Origin of the sequence: Flavobacterium sp. MDT1-60 (assembly GCF_014844035.1) — a bacterium.
Classification (GTDB): Bacteria; Bacteroidota; Bacteroidia; order Flavobacteriales; family Flavobacteriaceae; genus Flavobacterium.
The window spans coordinates 5,124,760-5,146,066 of record NZ_CP062159.1 but is presented as its reverse complement, the minus strand read 5'-3'; the positions used below and the strand labels follow the sequence as shown (position 1 = coordinate 5,146,066).

Here is a 21,307-nt window from a genome sequence, read left to right as displayed (position 1 = left end):
ATGAAAAACTGGGGATTTATTTATTTACTATTTACATTTTTAGTACTTTTTATACTTTCAATATTGAATTTATTTAGTAAAAACTTAGAAATAAAAACATTTTTGTTTTTATTTCTAAGTTTAATTGGAATTATCAGCATATATGGCTATTACACCAAAAAATATTTTATTATTTCATTAACATTATTAAGATTAATAAGTTTCTTTCAGATTTGTATGTTGACTTTCGGAGGATTTAATTATAAATTTTTAACAGGAACTGATTTTACTTTTTATTTAATTTATATTGATGGTATTAAATTTCAATTAAAATTTCAAATATTTAATGCATCAATTCAATTTAATAATTTTGCAGAAAGTGGAGAATTTATATTTGGAATTAATATTGTCCATCTATTGTTGTTTTTGTTTTTATTAAGGCTGTCAAATCAACCACTTGTTAATGATGGTGCCCAGTTTCCAAAGTATTCCTAACGAAAATTGCGCAAATGTCTCAGACTTTGCCAATTTTTTTAATGTTTTTGTGAATGGAAATTTCACAAAAAGCGCCAGACTTTTGCATTTGAGATTAAGAATTGATGATGATATAAAGTAGATCTTCTTACAGAGAATCTCCATTCGGAATGACAAAAAAAGACATTAGTTTATTGCACAAAAGCTGCTGATTTTCTGGCTCCTTGAAGAGTGCAATAGAATAAATTTGAAATCGGCGATGAGTTTGTCTCCCGACTTCACATCTCTAGCAATGAATCATTAGAAGCATCAATAAGATGACTCTTGTATGGCAATGCCAAATTACGCGACAATTATTTCTGTATCCGCAACAATAAGCCCCAAAATATTAAATACTAATAACACAATATTTATTAATTTAAAGTGAAACAAATGAAACAAAAATTACTCAATACCATCTTTTTTTTAAAATTCGATTATTGGAATTTTCCAAATTCTAAAATTCGGCACACAGAAAAAGGGGTGAATCTCAAATTGCTTTTTCTTTTCTTTTCTTTTTTAGTTGGATCTTCAACCGTTATTGCGCAAGCAAGATTATTTAACGCAACTGCAAACACTATTTGTTCTGGAAAAACTGTTACTTTAAAAGTTCAAATAACAGGAACCCAGTATCCTTCGTATACAATTAGATATACATACACAAACGCAGCAACTGGCGTGGTAACGCCAAATACAATTACGGGCTTTAGTACCAGTAATTCTATATTCGTTTCCGGGGCAGGGGAATATAGATTAACTTCCGTAGTAAGTAATACAAATATTTCAATTCCTCTAAATCTTACTCCCGTTATTGTTACAGTAAATCCGGCACCTGCAAAACCAAATGTTCAAACTGTAACGCAACCTTCTTGTTTAGTAAATAAAGGTAGCATCACATTAAATAATTTGCCGGCTACCGGAACCTGGATTATAAACCCGGGTGCTATTTCGGGAACAGGTACTTCTGTAGTGATACCAAATTTGAATCCGGGTAGTTATAGTTTTACTGTCAATCAAAATGGTTGTAATTCCAGTCCCACAAATATTGTTGGTATTAATGGGCAACCAGCAATAACTCCTGCACCAATTTTAGCCACTAATATAACTTTAGGCTGTAATCAAGGATCTTATCTTCAGGAATGGTCAGCAGTCGCAATTGCTACAGGGTATAAATTAGATGTAGCCACCGATGAGGGTTTTACCAATTTCTTAGCAGGCTACCAGGATAAGGAATTAACGAATGTAACATCTGAAACCGTTACAGGGTTGGCTCCCGGCACTGTTTATTATGTGCGTGTTCGGGCTATCAGTGATTGCGGTACAAGTTTAAATTCCGGCACTGGAAAAGTTAATCCTATGCAGTCAACTACTTATAATAGTGGAAGCTGGTCTAACGGACTTCCAGATAGTTCTAAAAATGTTATTTTTAATAGTGATTTTACTATCGCAACTAATACAAACGCTTGTTCATGCCAGGTCAATGCCGGAGCAAATGTAGTTGTTCAATCAGGGATTGACCTAAGAATCGAAAATGGATTAACGATAAATCCGGCAGGAAACCTAACTTTTGAGAACAATGCGAGTTTAGTACAAATTAATGATGTTCCGAATTCAGGGATCGTTACGTATAAACGTACAACAGCTCCAATGAAAAACTTTGATTATACGTATTGGTCATCTCCTGTTTCTAATCAGACACTTTTTAACCTGTCACCAAATACGCTGGCAGACAAATATTTTAGCTATGGACCAACTGGGTGGGTAATACATTATAATGGTACTATTGCGATGCAGCCGGGTATTGGTTATATTATTCGTACACCAAAGGATGGAACATGGCCGGCACCAAATTACGAAGTTGTAAGTTTTCCATACTCGCAACAAGTTAAGTTTATTGGAGTTCCAAACAACGGTAATATTAACGGAGAAACAGTCCCTGCAGATAAGTATCGTTTAGTTGGTAATCCATATCCTTCTGCTCTTGATGCTGATCAATTCATGGCAGAAAACAGTACTATTTTAAGTGGTACACTTTACTTATGGACACACAACACCGTCATTACTAATAACAAATATTCTTCAGATGATTATGCTGCATATAATGGCGTAGGTGGTGTAGCAACCAGACCAGCCATTAATCCCGGAATCAATAATAGTGAACCGACCGGTAAGATAGCAGCAGGACAATCTTTCATGATTGCCTCTATAGCAACCGGAACAATTACTTTTAACAATTCAATGAGAGTTACGGGAAACAATGGACAGTTTTTTAAACAGACAAAAAACAATAAAACAGCCATTGAAAAGCATCGTTTTTGGCTGAACCTTACCAATAAAACAGGTGCGTTTAAACAAATCTTAATCGGATATGTACCGGGCGCAACAAATGAATATGACAATCGTTTTGATGGAGATGGGTTTAATGGAAATTCTTTTATTAATTTTTACAGCAAAACCCAAACTACAAATTTAGTAATCCAGGGCCGTGCCTTGCCTTTAGAAGATACTGATACTATTCAATTAGGTTATAGTTCAACAATAGATGGTGTTTTTTCTTTAGATATTAGTAAATTGGATGGGCAATTCCTGAATAAGGCGATTTATCTGGAAGATAAAAAAACAAATACCTATTTTAATTTAAAAAATGGAGGATACGAATTCAGTACTTTAAAAGGAACATTTGATGATCGTTTTGTAATACATTATATTCCAAATATAATACAAACTCCAATATTAAGTGAGGTACCGGAACTAACTTGTAATCAAACATCGTTTATGCTTAATTGGGACGCTAATGCTAATGCAAGTTCCTATAGATATGATATAGCTACTGATGAAGAATTTATTAACATACTTCCAGATTTTCAGGACAAAGAAGTTGGAGGGTACAATTCAGAAGAGATAACTGGTTTAACAGGAACTCAATACTATATAAGATTAAGAGCAATGTATAATTCTGTTGCCAGTTCAAACTCGAACGTTATAAAGATTTCTGCATCAACAACAGTATATAATGGTGAATGGTCAAATGGTTTGCCTGACAGTAACAAAAATATAATTTTTGATAATGTAAATTACACATTACCGGCAGATATTAGTGCTTGTTCCTGCCAAATTAATGCAACTGCAAAAGTTACAGTACCTGGTGGCATAACTCTAAAATTAGAGAATGGTCTTTCTGTAAAAGAAAATGGATCTTTAACTTTTGAAAACAACGCAAGTTTAGTTCAAATCAATGATGCAGTAAACACTGGAAATATCATTTACAAACGTATTTCGGCTCCAATGAAAACCGCTGATTATTCCTACTGGTCTTCTCCGGTTGCAGAACAAAAACTAAATATAGTATCACCCAATACTTTGTCTAACAGATATTTCAGTTTTTATAATAATAATTGGGTGGCTGAGCAAGGTTCAGCTTCAATGACGGGAGCAAAAGGTTATATTATTGGTGCTCCAAAAAGCGGAAAATGGCCAAATGGTGAAACAGTAAGTTTTCCTTATTCACAACCAGTTCAGTTTACAGGTGTTCCCAACAACGGACACTTTGAGTTTACAGTTGAGAATAATGGTAGTAAGAACTTAATTGGTAATCCTTATCCGTCTGCATTAGACGCTGATGCCTTTTTAGATGCAAATAGTAATGTCTTAGGAGGTACTGTGTATTTTTGGAAAAATAATACATCGCCTAAATTCTTAAAATATTTATTAGATGATTATGCATGTTACAATGCTTTAGGTGGTGTTGCGGCAGCAGCGGCAGGAGAAACCTCAGGAGGGATAAACAGCACAAAACCTACAGGTAAAATTGCTGCCGTTCAATCTTTTATGACAGAGGGCATTGCTTCAGGAACAATTGTTTTTGATAATTACATGCGTTTAGAAGGAGAAAATACGCAATTTTTGAAACCAGGTAAAACAGCTAAAACGGCTTCAACAGAAAAGCACCGTTTTTGGCTGAATTTAACAAACCCATTAGGTGGTTTTGAACAAATCCTTATTGGCTATGCTGACGGAGCAACCAATAATTATGACAATCGTTTTGATGCCCGTGATTGGAGTGGAAATTCTTATACCAGTTTTTATAGTGTCAATCAAAATGAAAAATTGACTATCCAGGGGCGCACGCTGCCATTCGATAATGAAGATGTAGTACCACTAGGTTATCGTTCTCTTTTAGGAGGATATTTCACAATAACGCTGGATAGTGCTGATGGTTTATTTACAGAACAATCTATTTATCTTGAGGATAAAAAACTTAAAGTTTTTCATAATCTAAAAGAGGGTCCGTACAATTTTATTTCATTTCTGGGGACTTATGACAATCGTTTTATTATTCATTATGGATCTGTTAACACAAATAAAACTGCAAAAAAGAATACTTCCGATTCGATTGGATTAGGAAATGAAGTAATAGTTTCTGCAAAAAATAATCAAATAAATGTCAACTCTTTTGAAGAGGTTATAGATAAAGTTTTTGTTTATGATTTAAACGGAAAATTAATTTATGAGAAAGAACAAGTTAACACAAACGAATTCTCTACCCCAACATTAGCTTTGAATAACCAAATGTTAGTGGTTAAAGTAACTTTACAAAATGGAAAAACGCTTATCAAAAAAGCTATCTTTTAAATTGTTTAGTTAGATTTACTTTTAAAAGTCCCATTTTAACGATGGGACTTTTTTATTTACTTGAAATATTTTGTTTTAATACAAAAGCACTTTTTTACTAAATTCTGTCTGGCGGGTTTAGTGTCTAAAAAGAATTTTAAAAACATTGGGTTTTGATAGATTTTACCATTAACATAATGAATTTTACTTTTCGTTGACTGCCCAAATTGAACGCAAAGTAAAAAATAGAATTAATGTTAAATCCTGTAAGGTAAATTAAGGACGAGACAATTTTGAATTTTATGAATTCTTTATATTTAATAAATGTAAAACCTTTGGTGAAACTTTCAAATCGGATCTGAACTTTATAACGCCCTTTATGAAATGTCTTTCTAATTCTTTTCTGTTGCGTATTGAAAATGGGGTATTGAATATAATGGCTTTATAAATTATTGTGTTTCTGGATTTGTCGAAATAATATACACAAATATCAAAACCAACATCTTCTCCCTCAGATAAAACTACATCATAATTTTTGAGATCAGGATTTGGATATAAAGACTCAAAAGTTAGGGATTCAATAATTGTTTCATCTTTATAATGGTGCAAACCATTTTGATCAACTATTACTTTCGTTATTTTATTTTTCCGGATAATAATTTTACCCTTTAATACGGCATATACCAAAAAAGATAAAAGAATTACGGATAGTACGACAGAAGAAATTTTAAATTCAACAGATAGCCTTCCCGATTCAATAACGACTATCTCTAAATTAATTATTGCTAAAATTATACTCACAAAAATAATTGCTCCTAAAGCTTTTACTACAAAAGTTATTTTCGTTGATTTTAACGATTCTATTTTTGAAAATTCATTATTCTGAAAATCCATTTTTGTTAGGAGTTAGAAATTAAAACATTACAGTTATTGAAGCAAATTTAAGAAAGATAAATTTATTATTTAGATTTTTGGAATTGTTGCAGAATTAGAATGGAATTAGATGCATGTTATCATCAACTTTATTGTTTAAAAAAACATAGTTATTAATATTTTTAATAATATATAAAAATTATTAATTTGATTTATAATTGTAAATGTAGCAATTTTGTCCTGTCAATAAGAAATGACAGAAATAAAATTAAAACTTAAATAACAATTAAAACGTAAAAAGATGAAAACCAATTTAAAAACAATCGTAACAACAAGTGCAGTAATTTTCTTATTAGCACTATCAACTGTATTTTCTCAAAGCCAAAGAAAACCGGCAAGCTTAGGAAGAGAAGAATATATTGAAGTAGAAAAAAATGTAAAACTGCATGTAACAGATTTAGGAGAAGGAAAACCGGTAGTATTGATTCACGGATGGCCATTGAGCGACGCAATGTATGAATACCAATATGCAGAACTTATCCAAAAAGGATACCGTGTTATCGGAATCACCTTAAGAGGTTTTGGATTATCAGACAAACCGGGTGGGGCTTATAATTATGATGTGTATGCAGATGATATCAAAGTGATCCTGGACAAGCTTAAAATTGAAGGAGCCACTATTGGCGGATTCTCTATGGGAGGTGCAACAGTGATTCATTATGTGGCCAAATACAATGCAGCGCATGTTTCAAAATTGGCTTTGTTTGGCGCAGCGGCTCCATTATGGACTAAAAGAGCAGACTTTAATTACGGTTTCTGGACAAAAGAAGATGTAAATGGACTTATTGCACTTAATAATACTAACAGACCACAGTTGTTTGAGAATTTTGGAAAAATTTTTCCGGCCAATGAAACAAGTGTTTCAGCAGGGCAAGGTGCATGGCTTGGTACTATTCAGGCGCAAGCATCACCATATGCAATGGCTGAATCTATGAAAGCACTTCGTGATACTGATTTGAGAGAAGATTTGAAAAAAATCAAAATACCAACTCTTATTCTTCATGGTACACAGGACAAAATTTGTTCTTATGAATTAGCTGAGCAAATGCACAAATCAATTGCCAATTCAACTTTGATTCCATTCGAGAAAAGCGGTCATGCTTTATTTATAGAAGAGCTTCCAAAATTCAATGCCGAGTTAATTAAATTCATAAAATAAATAAAAAATCAGGAAAGCTGTCTTTTAGAGATGGCTTTCTTTTTTTTAAAATTATAAGAAGGAACAATGAAAAATATAGTAATGTTTGCATTAGTACTATTGAGTTTTAATTTGTCTGCGCAGACCCCGGAGCAAAAATTAAATCAGTTAGGAATTCAATTGCCAAAAATACCCGAAGCTTTAGGTAGTTATGTGGATTTTGTAAGAGTTGGAAATTTGGTTTTTCTTTCAGGGAGAGGACCGCTTAAAACAGATGGAAAATATAGTACCGGCAAAATAGGGCAGGACTTAAGTATGGAAGAAGGGTATCAGGCTGCCAGGTTAACGGCTATAAATCAGCTGGCGGTACTTAAGCAGGCTTTTGGAAGTCTGGACAAAATAAAACGGATAGTCAAAGTGAACGGTTATGTAAATACTACCGACTCCTTTACGGAGCAATCTAAAGTAATGAATGGTTTTTCGGATTTACTAATTGAAATATTTGGCGAAGAAGGCAGGCATGCCCGTACTTCTGTAGGCGTATTTACACTTCCGCAGAATATGGCAATCGAGGTAGAAATGATTGTAGAAATGAAATAGTTGCTGACAGAATAACCTGCTGCTTTTTCAGAAAGACTCTGTCTAATCAATAGTAAGGTTTACTAAAAACAAAAAAAGCTCCAGATTTCTCTGAAGCTTAGTTATTGTAGAGGGAAGTATTGAAATATCTAATCATTTTATGGATGATTTTTATAAAATTGTTTCCTGATTTTTTTGATACTATTAAATTAAATTTCATTTAGCTTCCTTCAATACTTTCCATTATGTTTATCTCAAGTATTCAATTTTTTCAGTTTGTAATTTACTTTTGATATATTCTAGATTTTTATAGGTGCTTATTAGGAGTTATATTTAAAATGAGGTAATCCGTAATGTTTTTATTATTAAGTTGTTTAGATTAGCACAGTAAAATAATATTCTCGCTGTTTATTTAAAAATACATAACAACCACAACAATGACATTAAAAACATTTCTTCTGAGCCTGCTTTTATCGATTTCTACCTCTAATTTTGGACAAACAAAATCATTGACTTTGTCAGCAAATTTAAATTTGCCTAAAGATAGTATTGTGTCTAATAAGCTTGTTAAATCTTTGAATGATTTTTTGTCTCTAAAAGAAAAATCTAACAAGGAAAATATTTTTGTTGAAAAAGATGACTTATTAGAAACTTCCTTGTTGCTCGATGAAATAAAAAAAATAGAGAGAAATACTAAAACCAAGGAGGATGCTTTTTATAAAGCATATTTAACTAATATAGTACAATTAGACACTAATAATTTTTTAGTTGAATTCTCTTATATGGGAATAAATGAAAAAACTCCGGTTTTAGCAGCCAGTTTTGAAGTTTTAGCGAAACAAAAGGGTAATAAATTTTACTTTTCATCTCCGTTAAAACGAAATACAGTTTCGTGGAAAAGTAAAAAAATTGGAAATTGTACTTTTCATTTCAAAAATACCTTAAATAGCAAAGTAGCTTCTGATTATGTAAAGAGAGTAACTCTTCTCGATAAAAAGCTAAAGACTGCCAATGCACAAATTGAATGGTACGGTTGCAGGGATTTTCCGGATGTTTTGCAAAATATAGGAGTTGATTATAAAATAGATTATAACGGCAAAAGCACTACTAATTTTAGTGCAAATGAAAACAACACTTTAATATTGGTAAGCGGTAATGGCGATGAAAATTTTAATAGTTTTGATCCTCATGATTTGTGGCATGAAAGAGCGCGTTTTGCATATTCCAGGGACTTAATAAACAAGCCGGTCGATGAAGGATGTGCTTACCTTTATGGTGGAAGCTGGGGTATATCATGGCAGGAGATTCTGAAAACATTCAAAGAAAAAGTGGCCTCAAATCCAAAGACTGATTGGCTGACTTTAGCATTATACACACCTCAGGTAAATTTTGGAGAAAGTCAGCAAAAGCATCTAATGGCTGATTATGTAGTTAATGCTTTACTGGTTGAAAAAATTGAAAAAGAAAAAGGATTTTCTGCTGTTATTGAATTTTTATGCAGTGGAAAGAATAAAAAAGGAGGCAGTGAAAATTATTTTGTTGTATTGGAGAAATTGACAGGAATCAACAAGGATAATTTCAACGCAAGGATTTGGGAGCTGATTGCAGAAAGTAAAGTATAAAATGCTATAATTCATGTATAAATTGAACATAAAAAAGCTCCAGATTTCTCTGCGGGCGCATCTAATAAACCAATAACTCAACAAAATTTTTCTGATATTTGAATATGAATGACAACGATACAAAAAGACTTTCACGGCTGACTTCAATTTGGATACAACTGCAAACAAAAAACGAAAAATTTGAACCACATAAACTGACCTTGAAAGAATATTTTGCGCTTTCTGAAAAAAAAATCGACCCCTGACATAGGGATGTCATAACACCATTTTACCTTTGTTGTATAAATAATTAAAAAAATATCGAAATGGAAAAGAAACAAGTTTTAAGAGGTTTAGCAACAGTTAACTTTTATGCAACAGACCATGAAGGTGCTAAAAAATGGTACAGTGAATTTTTAGGTATTGAACCCTACTTTAATGTGCCAGGATACACCGAATTTCGTATTGGCGACTACCAACAAGAATTAGGAATAATTGATAGTAGCTATGCACCAGAAGGTTATTCAATAAAACCATCCGGAGCTATTGCCCATTGGCACGTTGACGATTTAAAAGCTACACTTGACAGATTAATTGCAATGGGAGCAACCCAGTATCAACCCATTACAGACCATAGCCAGGGTAAAGGAACATTTGTAACAGCTTCCGTAGTTGACCCTTTTGGTAATATTCTCGGCATAATGACAAATGTTCATTATCTCGATATTTTAAAACAAAAGAACTCTTAAATAGTTATGGAAACAAAAAAGGGAAAACAAACTGTCTATGCCATAACGAGAAAAAAATGACGAAATTGGCTGAAAAAAACAGCCAAACGACGAAATCTGTTTGGCTAATATTACATCATAAAAAAACCTGCAAAACGAATACTGTGCAGGCTTTTTTATTTTCTTGTGAACTGAAAAGATTCGAACATCAAAATCTCTACTATTTGTGTTAGTTTTATTTATTTGTTTTAGTCAGGTCAAAATTTAAATTGGTATTCAATATTACTCCATTATTGTTTTGAAAAACATTTTGTCCGTCTATTTGTCTTCCCAACTGTACGGTTTGATTTAGGTAACCTCCTTCAATTCTTATATTTTTATTAAACCTGTAGCCTAATAAAATTCCAATTCTGTTTTGATCAAAAACGTTCATATTTACATTTTTTCCAAATCCAATAAAAATTTCGTCATAGAAAGCCAAATATGGTGTTTTGTCTTTTATCTCATTTCCTTTTAAAGGTACCTGAACTCTTATCATATATCGAATTCGGTTTAATAACGGAAATTCGTCTTCTGTTGTCTCATTTATTGAACTGTACCGGCCTACAAATCTTTGTTCTAACATAAATCTATGTGAAAAATCAATGATTCCTTCTTTATGATTCAGCTGTACCATTTCAAAAATTCTATGTTCTGTGAAGTTTCTGCCCATCCCGTTTATAGGTATTTCGCCGTAAGGATATGTTTCTATCCAACCATAACCAACCCGGAATAATACTCTTGAATTTAAGTTATAGTTTATCCCAACTCTTAATAAACTTTGCTGCCACTCGGTAATGATTTCATTTCTACGCCATTGGTATTCGGTATGTATTCCAAATTTTTCTGAGATTTTAAATGTTCCAAAAAAGTTATACCATCCAATACTGTTGTTTGTGTTAATACGATTATTTTGCCCGATTACTGATTGTAAACCGCCAAGCAAAAAAGTGAGTGCCAATAAATAATTTTTCATGCTCATTATTTCAAAAATTCAAGTGTTCCGTCTGTCAAATTATAAAATACACCTACAATTTTTATTTCTCCTTTGTCTTCCATTTCTTTAAGAATAGGACTCTTTTCACGGATTTGATCAATAGCATATCGCACATTATTTTCGGAAACGTATTTTACAAAGTCATCATTTTTAGAAAGTTTTTTACCTGTAAAATCCTGGCTCATTGCTACAGCAGGTTTTATTTTTGAAAGCATGGCTGTAATATTGCCAAGTTTTACATCATCAATTGCACCTTTTATAGCTCCGCAGTGCTGATGTCCCATTACTAAAACCAATTTTGCACCTGACACCTTACAAGCAAATTCCATACTGCCTAATAAATCTTCGTTTACAAAATTTCCTGCTACTCGTCCCACAAAAATATCACCTAAACCCTGGTCAAATACATCTTCGACTGGTACACGACTATCTACACAACTTAATACAACTGCTTTTGGAAACTGTCCCGGTGCTGATTTTCTGGCTTGTTTACTATGGTCGCGAACTGTAGTGGTACCGCTTTGAAAACGTTTGTTTCCTGCTATAAATTCCTGTAAGATAGAATCAGGGGTAAGCCTGGTTTGTTCTTCCTTGGTCATTACATGAGAAATTACAGGTTTTTCATCTTCTTTTATAATGGAAGATGAATTTGATTTTTCTGTTTTTGTTCCATTGTTGCAAGAAACCAATAGCATTGCTGCGAACAGCATTACTACTGATTTAAGTTGATTGTCCATTTCTTTTATTTAATTAAATCTGCCTACTTTGTAAAACGGTGTTCGGCATGTCCGTTTATTTCTTTGAATGCTTATATAAAACAATAAAAGAGGTTGTTTCCCTACCCGGAAACAGCCTCTTATATTTAAAATTTACCTTAACTGTATTAATTTGCCTCAAAATTCGTCTTTCTTTGTTTACAACGTTCTTTTTTGTGCCAATAAAGAGTATTATATAGCGAATAGTAATTTCATCAAAGTTACTGGTTTTGTTTTTAGCTTCATTTAATTTTATTGAAGATTTTCATATACTAGTGATGCACAACTCGTTTATATCTTCATGAAACCTATTTCGTACTGACCTTATAATAATGTAGTTTATTTATCCATTCTTTCCATAAATATTGAGCCTTTTGCTGCAGGTGTTCTGATGCCATTTCAAATTCCGTTCGTGTATCCGACGCATTCGAGTTATAAGCTGTATAGAAAGAGACATAAAAAGTACTGCGCTCCACTATTTTTTTTTGATAAACCTAAAAACCCACTTTCTACATCTTTCCATTCTACAAGTTCATATCTTATACCCAAGTCTTCAGATTTTAAATGGATGTAAAAAAACGAATCGTAAATTTCCTCTGTTTCAGTTCGTTTTTCTCTAAACTCAAAACCAATATACATGTCTTTCTCCACCCATGCAGACGACGAAGGCATTTCATGGTTGGTTACTAAAGTTAAAATCTGCTTTAAATTTTTAAAATATTGAAATAAAATTTATCCCGTAGCGGGAACAGGACTCGAACCTGTGTCTGTCGTGGCCGATATAAGCCCGACCAATTCGATTAAAACAAAAAAAGCTTCAGATTTCTCTGAAGCTTACTTAGTAGCGGGAACAGGACTCGAACCTGTGACCTTCGGGTTATGAGCCCGACGAGCTGCCTACTGCTCTATCCCGCGATGTTTCGGGTGCAAAGATAAGCAGTAAATACGGTTATGGCAAGAAATTATAGAAATATTTTTTTAACTGCGACAAAGTTTAATAACTTGTTAACAAACAGTTGTTTGTGGAATTGGATTGCGCGATTTAGGTAATGGAATTAATTTTATAATTCAGCAATTCTTGATAAGGATCGTTTTTTAAACCCAATAAAAGACCAAATGCAGGCTCGGTTTTGAAACCTTTTTGTTTGAGTTTGATGATTTCTAATCGGAAGTTTTCATCTTTTGATGCCAGGATTTGGTATTCGATAATCATATGTTTATATCCATTTTGATTTTTTGTCGGAATGTTTTGCCCGAAGATTTCAATTTCAAAAGGATCAATTTTAAAATTTGCTACAACAGTTTCCTGATTATCAATTTTCGTTTCCCGAATTTTGAATTCTTTTTCTTTCCCAAAAACAGATTGAATTTTAGTTTTAAAATCGGTTTTGTTTTTCCAATAACAAATAATATCAAGGTCGCTGTTTTCAAGGTCAATATTTAGCGGAATAGTGCCGACTAAAAGAGGCTCAAATTCAGCAATATTCAATAAAACATGATTTTGGGTTAAGATCTTAAAAGCCAAAATCTGTTTTTGATTGCCGGTTTTTAAATATTCAATATTGCTAAAGTCAACCATCTTACTTGCTATAATCTGTTACTTCTTTGATTTCTTGTGCTATTATTGCATTAATATCAACTTTGGCATTTATGAAAGTGAAAATGGAGGTCTTATATTCTCGTGCATATTTATTGGTTATTTGACCCACATAGGCTGAAGATTGAAAATGCTGGCTTGTTTCTTTAAATTCAGCTTCAGCTTCCTCGTATTCTATAACTCGGATCACATTTTTGTATTTCACATTGAGATTAAACCAATTTACATAATCGGCATTAAATGAAACTGCCTTGATACCTTTTTTAGAATAATAATTAATCGCGCCTGCCTGTCCGTAATTATCACAAAGTATTAATGTTTTCTCCGGATTTGGAAGTAAAGTATAAATCGAATCTGTTTTACGGGCAAGTTCCTTCCATCCAAGCATATCGGCAAAATCTTGCGGTAACGCATGATCTTTTCCGTCTTCCCAACGAAGCATTCCCATTTTTTTATATTTTTCGGGATGTTGCACTATAGATTCAGGGCTCTTATTTGGGAAAACCAAATTGTACATCGGGATAAATAACAATAACGGAATCAGAATAAAAATTGGTTTTAAATATTTTTTCCAGCCTGAATTTAAAATATCAGAAAGAAAAACAGCGCCAAAGGCTATATAAATAGGATATAAACCGATCGCATAATATGCTTTTGCTTTGAAATAAATAAATACGATTAATGTAAAAATTATGGAAGCAAAAAAGAACTTATAATTAGCAAAGGGCTTGTAAAGCAACAAAGCGTATAATCCTGAAAGAATAACGAGAAATGAACCAATAAAAAATAACAACTGTTCTTTTAAAAAATCAACACGATCAACGTTAACCAGTTGTGTTTCGGCCAATTCTTTCATATGATGCACAATCGGAAATTGATTGTTGTATTGCCATAACAAATTCGGAAGAATCAATAGTAATCCCAAAATCAATGCGAAATAAAACTTTTTCTCTGCTAAAATCTTTCTTTGATTAGAAAGTAAAAGAGCGGGCAAGAGACCAATAAGTAAAAATAGAATGTTGTATTTGTTTAGAAAACCAAAAGCAAATACAACTGCTCCAATATAGAACCATTTTTTTTCTTCTGTGATTATGTATTGAATAACAACATAGTAAAAAGTGGTCCAGCATAAAACATCTAATGAATTTGGTTGGTATAACGTATTTAGTCGCAATAAACATGAAAACACGATACAGGTCGCACCCAGAATTAAAGCATATAAATTGCCTTTAAGCGTTTCGATGATTTTCCAGACTATTACTAAAGTAAACACACCAAAAAGTGCAGGAAAGAATTTAACCCAGAAAACAGAATTACCAAGTAAAAATATCAAATAGGAAAACCAGGAAGTAACCGGTGGAACTGATAAATATCCCCACGCCAAATGATGTGCCTGGTCGAGATGCAGATATTCATCACGCTGCAAATCATATTCCGGACTTAATAATACAATTTGTAGAACGAATTTTAGGAGGATAAACGCGATTAGAATTATGGTTTTTTTGGTCATAAAGGTTTTACTATAAAAAACTTAAGTGTTATGAATTCTTTAGCTAATATATCATTTATTTTGTATTTGGGATAAATGTTATAATATTAGGTAGTATTAAAAAACATCAATTTTGAAAATACTTATATTAATAAAATAAATATTTTTTAAGATTAAATAATCTGTAATTAACATGAAAGACTAAGTAAAACTAAGAATAGTGTTTTATATTAACTCTAAAAAAACGATTTATTTAAAAAATATTTACAAAATCGTTTTAGTAATTCTATTTTAATATATATTTGTATACATTTAAGGCATAATAAAACTAATTTCTCTCGATGAAAAAGATTACTATAAAGGATATTGCTATAAAGGCTGAAGTCTCAATATCTACTGTGTCTTTTGTCATTAACGGAAAAGGAGAGAAAATGGGAATCAGTGCTGCTGTCATTAAAAAGGTACAGGATATTGCTGCTAAACTTCACTACAGGCCCAGTATGATTGCCACCAGTTTAAGAACCGGGAAAACAAGATCTATTGGACTTATTGTGGAGGATATTTCGAATCAGTTTTTTGCTGATCTGGCAAGAGTCATTGAAGATGAAGCTAAAAACATAGATTACAGGGTTTTTTATTGTAGTACAGGAGATGATGATGAACGTTCTGAAGAATTGATACATAGTCTTTTGCAGGCAAACGTAGATGGTTTTATTATTACACCTACACAAAAACTTGAAGACAAAATTGATCTTCTTTTAAAATTAAAGAAACCTGTCGTATTGATCGATAGGTATTTCCCCAGACAGAGCGTTAGTCATGTTGTAATGGATAATTATGAAGGCTCTCATTCGGCCACAAAATTTCTGATTGATAAAGGTTGTAAAAATATTGCTGTCGTTAATATTACGTCTGAAATGATTCAGATGACCTTAAGAGAAGATGGATACAGAGACGCCTTAAAAGAGGCTGGCATGTACAACGAATCGCTTGTTCTTCATGTTAATTACCATAGCGATGAAGAAACAAGAATTGAAGAACTTGTGAGTTTTTTCAATAAAAACCCTAAGATAGACGCTGTATTGTTTTTAGCAAATTATATGGGATTGGCCGGGCTTCAGGCCTTTAGGTCAATGGGAATTAGAATTCCTGATGATATATCAGTTATAAGTTTTGATGATCATGATAGTTTTAAGTTGCATACGCCTACAATCAGTGTAATTGCACAACCAATCGAAGATATTGCGATTAAATCGATCCAGTTATTGACAAGTCAGATGAATGATATGGAAACATTTGAAGTTGAAAAATGTCTGAAGAAAGGAAATTTGATTATTAGAGAATCAGTATGATTAATACCAACATTAAAAAAAGAAAGAAAAGCGTTTCGCTTTTTTTTAATCATTTTACTAAATCGTTTTAGTAACCCGATTAATATCAATCTTATAGATTGTTTTTTTTAATCTGTTTACTATAACGATTTCTTAAAATACAGAAATATTTAACAGCTATAATTTTAAAGGTAAGAGGCTTTAAATAGCATATTAAATTGAGTTCGAATTTTACTAATTATAAACAATCACGTTAAAACAAACAAAAACCAAACAAAAAGCTTATGAAACGAATATTAGCAGTATTAGGATTGGTCTTGCTGTGTAGCCTTGGAGCTGCAGCACAAAATCGACTAATAACAGGTATAGTGGCTGATGCAGAAAATAAAGGAATTATTGGCGCAACAGTTGAAGTACAAGGAAAACCTTTTGGCGCAACCACAGATGCTGAAGGTAGATTTAAGATGAATGTGCCGGAAGGAAGTATAACATTGAATGTGTCCTATATAGGATTTGTGACTAAGTCAGTGGTTCTTCAGGAGAATGAAAATAGAATTTCAGTTGTATTAAAAGAGGATGTACAGGAATTAAAAGATGTTGTTGTAACTTCATTTGGAGTTAAAAAACAAAAGAAAAGCTTAGGTTATGCAGTGGGAGAACTTAAAGGAGAGGACCTGACAAAAAACAAGGAAATCAATTTAGGGAATGCACTTCAGGGGAAAATTGCAGGTGTGAATGTTTCTGCACCGGTAACAGGACCTTCTGGCTCAAGTCGTGTGGTAATTCGTGGAGCAACGTCGGCTTCAGGGCTTAACCAGCCTCTATATGTAGTAGATGGCATCCCTATAGACAATAGCCAACAAGGAAATGCTAATATGTGGGGGGGTGCTGATAAAGGCGATGGTATGTCCTCTTTTAATCCGGATGATATAGCATCGATGTCAGTATTAAAAGGTAGTGCCGCTTCTGCTCTTTATGGATACAGAGGATCAAACGGTGTTATTTTGATTACGACTAAAAAAGGTAAAAACGGAACAGGAATTGGAGTAGATTTCAATACCAATTCAACTTTCAATACGCCTGTAAGTCTTTTGCGTTGGCAAGATCAATACGGAGCAGGAGCGCCTGTAAATGGTGTTGCTACAAGATTTAGCAACTTGCAGGAACTTAGAGATTCGTACTATTTTGCGTGGGGAGATAAATATGATGGTACCCCTTCTCTTGCCATTGACGGGACTACTAAACCATATCAGGCTTACGGAAAAAATAATGTGGAGAATTTCTATCGAACTGGATATTCTTTTAGCAATACTCTTGCTATTTCAGGAGGCAATGAAACAACCAATTTCAGATTGTCTTTTGGAAACACGAAAGATGAGTCAATTATGCCCGAAACAAATTTTGGAAGAAATAACGTTTCTTTGAGCCTGAATTCTGCTCCAAACAAAAAAGTAAGCATAGAGACTAATGCTCAGTACATTACGGAAAAAAGTCATAACAGACCTTATTTAAATGATTCTCCAAGAAATGCTTCTTTCCCAACTACTTTCATGACTCCGGGTACAGATATTAGATGGATCCGTAACGCATACGATGAAAACGGTGGCGAAGCCGATTATTTTGGTTCAAATACGTATCAGACAAATCCATACTTTGCTACTCAGGAGCCTTTAAATAATGACCTTAGAAAGCGTTTTATTGGTTCTGCAAAAGTAAATTATAATATTACAGAGAAAATTTATGCTAAAGGTGTTATTGGTATCGATGATATTAATTATGAATATACTGAAATTGAACCTACAGGAATCAACTACAATCCAGGCGGATCATATGAGAACAGAGTCGAAGGCCGTTCAGAATATAATGCTTCAGGATATTTAGGATACAAAGGAGATATTGTTAAAAATCTTTCACTAGATGCTTTCGTCGGAGCAAACCGTCAGCATAACAGATATAGCGGTATCAAAATGAAAGGAAATAATTTCATTGTTCCATTCAAATATTTTTACGCGAATACACAGCCGGACAAAACCGAAAAATTATTTTCTGAAAGTGAAGTAAACTCTCTTTTTTACTCAGCCGATTTAGGATATAAAGATTTTCTTTATGTAAGTTTAACAGGTCGTGAAGATTGGTTTTCTACTTTAGACCCAGCAAACAACAGTACCTTTTACCCATCTGTAAGTACGAGTTTTATTTATTCTGAAGTAATCGATTTACCGGAATGGATGTCTTATGGTAAGTTGAGAGCCGGTTGGGGGAATGTAGGGGGAGCTTTGCCAGATGCGTATGCCTTAGCGTTAACTTACACAGCGCCAGATGGTCAGACAGATTCTCAGGGACAGCCAATTTTGGGTGTTAATGGAGAAACAGTACCAAACAGAACTTTAAAACCGTATAATGTTAGTACAATCGAATTTGGTTTTGAAAATACATTCTTCAATAACAGAGTAAGTACAGATTTGACTTTCTACAGCAAAACAACAACAAACGATATTACGGATGCTGATATTTCTCAGGCTTCAGGTTATAGAACTACTAAAATCAACGTGGGAGAAATCCTGAACAAAGGAGTTGAATTTGCAATAAATGTAAAAGCAATAAAAACACCAGGTTTTTCTTGGAATGTTGGGTATAATTTTGCTTACAATGACAGTGAAGTACTCAATCTTTCTGATAAAATTACAACCAAGTCTTTAGAAGGAAACAGAGATTCGAGAGCATCTGTAGTATTAGAAAAAGGACAGCCTTTTGGGGTTATCAAAGCTTACGATTACTTAAGAGATGCCAGCGGCAACATTGTAATCGATACAAACGGTAAATTCATGAGAGGTGATTTAATTATTGCCGGACAAGGTGTAGCACCAACTTCAATGGGACTTTCAAATGATTTTTCATATAAAAACTTTACACTTTCAGTTTTTGTTGATGCGAAATTTGGCGGAGAAATCTATTCTGCAACAAATCAATTAGGAACACGTTACGGATTGTCTGAAACTACACTTCCTGGACGTGAAGGAGGAGTTGCAGTATCAGGTACAGATATTAACGGAAATGCTGTAAATGCAACAGTTTCTGCGTATGACTATTGGAGAAGCTATAGTGATGTTACCTCAAATTTTGTATATGATGCCGATTTTGTAAAGTTAAGAGCGGTTTCTTTTAGCTATAATTTCCCAAAAACATATCTTTCAAAAACACCATTTCAATCGGTCAGTTTAGCATTTTCGGCTCATAACTTATGGACTATTTATGATAAAGTGCCTAACATCGATCCAGAGTCAAACTATTCAAATAGTAATGCACAAGGTCTTGAAAGAGCTTCTATGCCTTTGACAAGAAATTACGGTTTTAGCCTGAATGTCAAATTCTAATTACAAAAATTTAAAGATGAAAAATAGATTTATAAAAATATTTGGTATCACAATCGTTAGTGCATTTGCATTAGCTTCATGTGATAAGGGATTCGAAGAAATGAATAAGAATCCAAATGCTTTAACTGACCCTGCGGTAAAGTCAATGTTTACTCTTGCTGAGATTTATGTTGATGGACAAGATTATTCTAATACAAGAGGAAATAATATATATGCAGCACAAATAGTACAGCATTTTTCTTCATTAGGCGGGCCGGGTTCAAAATATACTTACTCTTCTGAATATTCAGGATCACTTTTTGGTGAATCCTATGGTAAAGGACTGAACCAGATTTTTCAGTTGATGTCTGTTATAGAAAATACTCCTGAAAATACAAATGCCATTCAGGCTTGTAGAATCATGAAGGTTTTCTTGTTTCAAAAACTAACCGATACTTATGGTGAAATTCCATATTTTGAAGCTGGAAAAGGATATAACGGAAATATTTTTGCTCCAAAATATGACACGCAAGAGGCAATTTACAATGACCTTCTGAAAGAGTTAGATGAAGCGGGAGATGCTTTAGATGCTAATAAAGCATTTGTGGGCAACGCCGATTTATATTACCAAAGTAATGTTGGCAAATGGAAAAAACTGGCCAACTCATTAATGTTGAGAGTTGCGATGCGTTTGTCTAAAGTAAATCCTGCAAAGGCAAAACAATATGTTGAGAAAGCTTTTGCCAAAGGTGTCTTTACATCAAATGATGACAGTCTTGTTTTAAAACATGATGCAGGTCCGCAAGGAGTGAAAACAAATCCAATTACTTCTTCATGGGTTAGAAATGACCTGAACGGAGGTGACGCTAATACTAAATTCAGCAAAACGTTTATCGATTTATTAAAAAACAATAATGATCCGCGTTTAAGAATCTATGCTAAACTAGAAGCAACAGGTGATAACACGCCGGCAAATCAACAAGGTCTGGCGAATGATGCAAAAGAATTTCCGGGTGGAGACAAAAAGAAGTTTTCAGATCCTAATACTTCTACCGTATTGCGTTTAGATGCACCAACTTTAATCATGTCGTATGCTGAGGTGCAATTTTTATTGGCAGAAGCGGCTGTAAAAGGTTGGAATGTTGGAGGAACGGCTCAAAAGTATTACGAAGACGGAGTAAGGGCAGCCATGGGAATACTAACTATTTTTGGTGATAAAGTACCAGCGGTTTCAGTAGCTGAATACAATACGTATATTACTGCTCATCCTTTTAAAACTGCGGGAACAGAAGCAGAAAAAATCGAGCAGATTATAACTCAAAAATGGATTGTTTTACTATTCAATGGATTTGAAGCTTTTTCTGAATACAGAAGAACAGGATATCCGGTTTTAGTTCCGGTTAATGATCCTACAGGAGAAACTAAAGGAACAATTCCAAGAAGATTAATTTATGATCAGTCAGAATTGATTACAAATTCGGCTAACTATAAAGAAGCAATATCGCGCCAGGGGTTGGATTTAATGACAACCAGAATTTGGTGGGACAAACAATAGTTTAAGTTTTGGTTAGTTAGTTGAATTAAGCCGGGTAGGAATACCTGTACCACCCGGCTTATTTTTAATTTCAATTGGGATTTTTAATTAAATTAGAGGAGTTTTTATA

General features: G+C 33.3%; 15 protein-coding genes and 1 tRNA gene. 9 read left to right on the top strand and 7 right to left on the bottom strand.

From position 1 onward, the window contains the following. Both IHE43_RS21570 and IHE43_RS21565 read left to right on the top strand, forming a co-directional pair. Positions 1 to 474 carry a hypothetical protein gene (locus IHE43_RS21570; protein ID WP_192185806.1) on the top strand — a complete coding sequence of 158 codons (474 nt, stop codon included), beginning with the start codon at positions 1 to 3 and terminating at the stop codon, positions 472 to 474. Positions 475 to 885: 411 nt separating this feature from the next. Continuing rightward, complete coding sequence (locus IHE43_RS21565; RefSeq protein WP_192185805.1) at positions 886 to 5,124, top strand: T9SS sorting signal type C domain-containing protein; 4,239 nt, start codon at positions 886 to 888, stop codon at positions 5,122 to 5,124. Between the two features lie 279 nt (positions 5,125 to 5,403). On the opposite strand, the gene IHE43_RS21560 is transcribed toward IHE43_RS21565, so the two are convergent. Beyond that, complete coding sequence (locus IHE43_RS21560) at positions 5,404 to 5,997, bottom strand: hypothetical protein (protein ID WP_192185804.1); 594 nt, start codon at positions 5,995 to 5,997, stop codon at positions 5,404 to 5,406. A 280-nt stretch (positions 5,998 to 6,277) separates the two neighbouring features. Between IHE43_RS21560 and IHE43_RS21555 the strand changes: the two genes are divergently transcribed. The 4 genes from IHE43_RS21555 to IHE43_RS21540 all read left to right on the top strand — a co-directional run bounded on the left by IHE43_RS21555 (position 6,278) and on the right by IHE43_RS21540 (position 10,103). Further along, on the top strand, positions 6,278 to 7,195 hold the full coding sequence (locus IHE43_RS21555; protein ID WP_192185803.1) for an alpha/beta fold hydrolase: 918 nt from the start codon (positions 6,278 to 6,280) through the stop codon (positions 7,193 to 7,195). 66 nt (positions 7,196 to 7,261) lie between these two features. Next, complete coding sequence (locus IHE43_RS21550) at positions 7,262 to 7,774, top strand: RidA family protein (protein WP_192185802.1); 513 nt, start codon at positions 7,262 to 7,264, stop codon at positions 7,772 to 7,774. A gap of 416 nt (positions 7,775 to 8,190) precedes the next feature. After that, positions 8,191 to 9,375, top strand: coding sequence for a hypothetical protein (locus IHE43_RS21545; protein ID WP_192185801.1), 1,185 nt, complete (start codon positions 8,191 to 8,193; stop codon positions 9,373 to 9,375). 305 nt (positions 9,376 to 9,680) lie between these two features. Then, positions 9,681 to 10,103, top strand: coding sequence for a VOC family protein (locus IHE43_RS21540; protein ID WP_192185800.1), 423 nt, complete (start codon positions 9,681 to 9,683; stop codon positions 10,101 to 10,103). A gap of 214 nt (positions 10,104 to 10,317) precedes the next feature. Here the strand turns inward: IHE43_RS21540 and IHE43_RS21535 are convergent, their stop codons facing one another. From IHE43_RS21535 to IHE43_RS21510, 6 genes are all read right to left on the bottom strand, one after another. Beyond that, entirely contained in the window at positions 10,318 to 11,097 is a 780-nt protein-coding gene (locus tag IHE43_RS21535; protein ID WP_225585246.1) for a DUF2490 domain-containing protein, read from the bottom strand. Between the two features lie 5 nt (positions 11,098 to 11,102). Then, on the bottom strand, positions 11,103 to 11,855 hold the full coding sequence (locus tag IHE43_RS21530; protein ID WP_192185798.1) for a carbonic anhydrase family protein: 753 nt from the start codon (positions 11,853 to 11,855) through the stop codon (positions 11,103 to 11,105). Between the two features lie 450 nt (positions 11,856 to 12,305). Beyond that, positions 12,306 to 12,545, bottom strand: coding sequence for a hypothetical protein (locus tag IHE43_RS21525; protein ID WP_192185797.1), 240 nt, complete (start codon positions 12,543 to 12,545; stop codon positions 12,306 to 12,308). Between the two features lie 170 nt (positions 12,546 to 12,715). Next, a tRNA-Met gene (locus IHE43_RS21520) sits at positions 12,716 to 12,788 on the bottom strand. Positions 12,789 to 12,915: 127 nt separating this feature from the next. Beyond that, entirely contained in the window at positions 12,916 to 13,452 is a 537-nt protein-coding gene (locus IHE43_RS21515; protein ID WP_192185796.1) for a DUF4269 domain-containing protein, read from the bottom strand. A gap of 1 nt (position 13,453) precedes the next feature. Beyond that, positions 13,454 to 14,980 carry a glycosyltransferase family 39 protein gene (locus IHE43_RS21510; protein ID WP_192185795.1) on the bottom strand — a complete coding sequence of 509 codons (1,527 nt, stop codon included), beginning with the start codon at positions 14,978 to 14,980 and terminating at the stop codon, positions 13,454 to 13,456. Between the two features lie 320 nt (positions 14,981 to 15,300). On the opposite strand from IHE43_RS21510, the gene IHE43_RS21505 reads away from it, so the two are divergent. The 3 genes from IHE43_RS21505 (at position 15,301) to IHE43_RS21495 (ending at position 21,198) form a co-directional block, all read left to right on the top strand. Next, positions 15,301 to 16,311, top strand: coding sequence for a LacI family DNA-binding transcriptional regulator (locus tag IHE43_RS21505; RefSeq protein WP_192185794.1), 1,011 nt, complete (start codon positions 15,301 to 15,303; stop codon positions 16,309 to 16,311). 263 nt (positions 16,312 to 16,574) lie between these two features. Beyond that, positions 16,575 to 19,664 carry a SusC/RagA family TonB-linked outer membrane protein gene (locus IHE43_RS21500; RefSeq protein WP_192185793.1) on the top strand — a complete coding sequence of 1,030 codons (3,090 nt, stop codon included), beginning with the start codon at positions 16,575 to 16,577 and terminating at the stop codon, positions 19,662 to 19,664. 16 nt (positions 19,665 to 19,680) lie between these two features. Next, on the top strand, positions 19,681 to 21,198 hold the full coding sequence (locus tag IHE43_RS21495; RefSeq protein ID WP_192185792.1) for a SusD/RagB family nutrient-binding outer membrane lipoprotein: 1,518 nt from the start codon (positions 19,681 to 19,683) through the stop codon (positions 21,196 to 21,198). Positions 21,199 to 21,307 lie beyond the last annotated feature (109 nt).

Excerpts from the sequence above, each read along its gene's own strand:
- IHE43_RS21570 (WP_192185806.1), top strand. The coding sequence starts at position 1 with ATGAAAAACTGGGGATTTATTTATTTACTATTTACATTTTTAGTACTT.
- IHE43_RS21565 (WP_192185805.1), top strand. The coding sequence starts at position 886 with ATGAAACAAAAATTACTCAATACCATCTTTTTTTTAAAATTCGATTAT.
- IHE43_RS21560 (WP_192185804.1), bottom strand. The coding sequence starts at position 5,997 with ATGGATTTTCAGAATAATGAATTTTCAAAAATAGAATCGTTAAAATCA.
- IHE43_RS21555 (WP_192185803.1), top strand. The coding sequence starts at position 6,278 with ATGAAAACCAATTTAAAAACAATCGTAACAACAAGTGCAGTAATTTTC.
- IHE43_RS21550 (WP_192185802.1), top strand. The coding sequence starts at position 7,262 with ATGAAAAATATAGTAATGTTTGCATTAGTACTATTGAGTTTTAATTTG.
- IHE43_RS21545 (WP_192185801.1), top strand. The coding sequence starts at position 8,191 with ATGACATTAAAAACATTTCTTCTGAGCCTGCTTTTATCGATTTCTACC.
- IHE43_RS21540 (WP_192185800.1), top strand. The coding sequence starts at position 9,681 with ATGGAAAAGAAACAAGTTTTAAGAGGTTTAGCAACAGTTAACTTTTAT.
- IHE43_RS21535 (WP_225585246.1), bottom strand. The coding sequence starts at position 11,097 with ATGAAAAATTATTTATTGGCACTCACTTTTTTGCTTGGCGGTTTACAA.
- IHE43_RS21530 (WP_192185798.1), bottom strand. The coding sequence starts at position 11,855 with ATGGACAATCAACTTAAATCAGTAGTAATGCTGTTCGCAGCAATGCTA.
- IHE43_RS21525 (WP_192185797.1), bottom strand. The coding sequence starts at position 12,545 with ATGCCTTCGTCGTCTGCATGGGTGGAGAAAGACATGTATATTGGTTTT.
- IHE43_RS21515 (WP_192185796.1), bottom strand. The coding sequence starts at position 13,452 with ATGGTTGACTTTAGCAATATTGAATATTTAAAAACCGGCAATCAAAAA.
- IHE43_RS21510 (WP_192185795.1), bottom strand. The coding sequence starts at position 14,980 with ATGACCAAAAAAACCATAATTCTAATCGCGTTTATCCTCCTAAAATTC.
- IHE43_RS21505 (WP_192185794.1), top strand. The coding sequence starts at position 15,301 with ATGAAAAAGATTACTATAAAGGATATTGCTATAAAGGCTGAAGTCTCA.
- IHE43_RS21500 (WP_192185793.1), top strand. The coding sequence starts at position 16,575 with ATGAAACGAATATTAGCAGTATTAGGATTGGTCTTGCTGTGTAGCCTT.
- IHE43_RS21495 (WP_192185792.1), top strand. The coding sequence starts at position 19,681 with ATGAAAAATAGATTTATAAAAATATTTGGTATCACAATCGTTAGTGCA.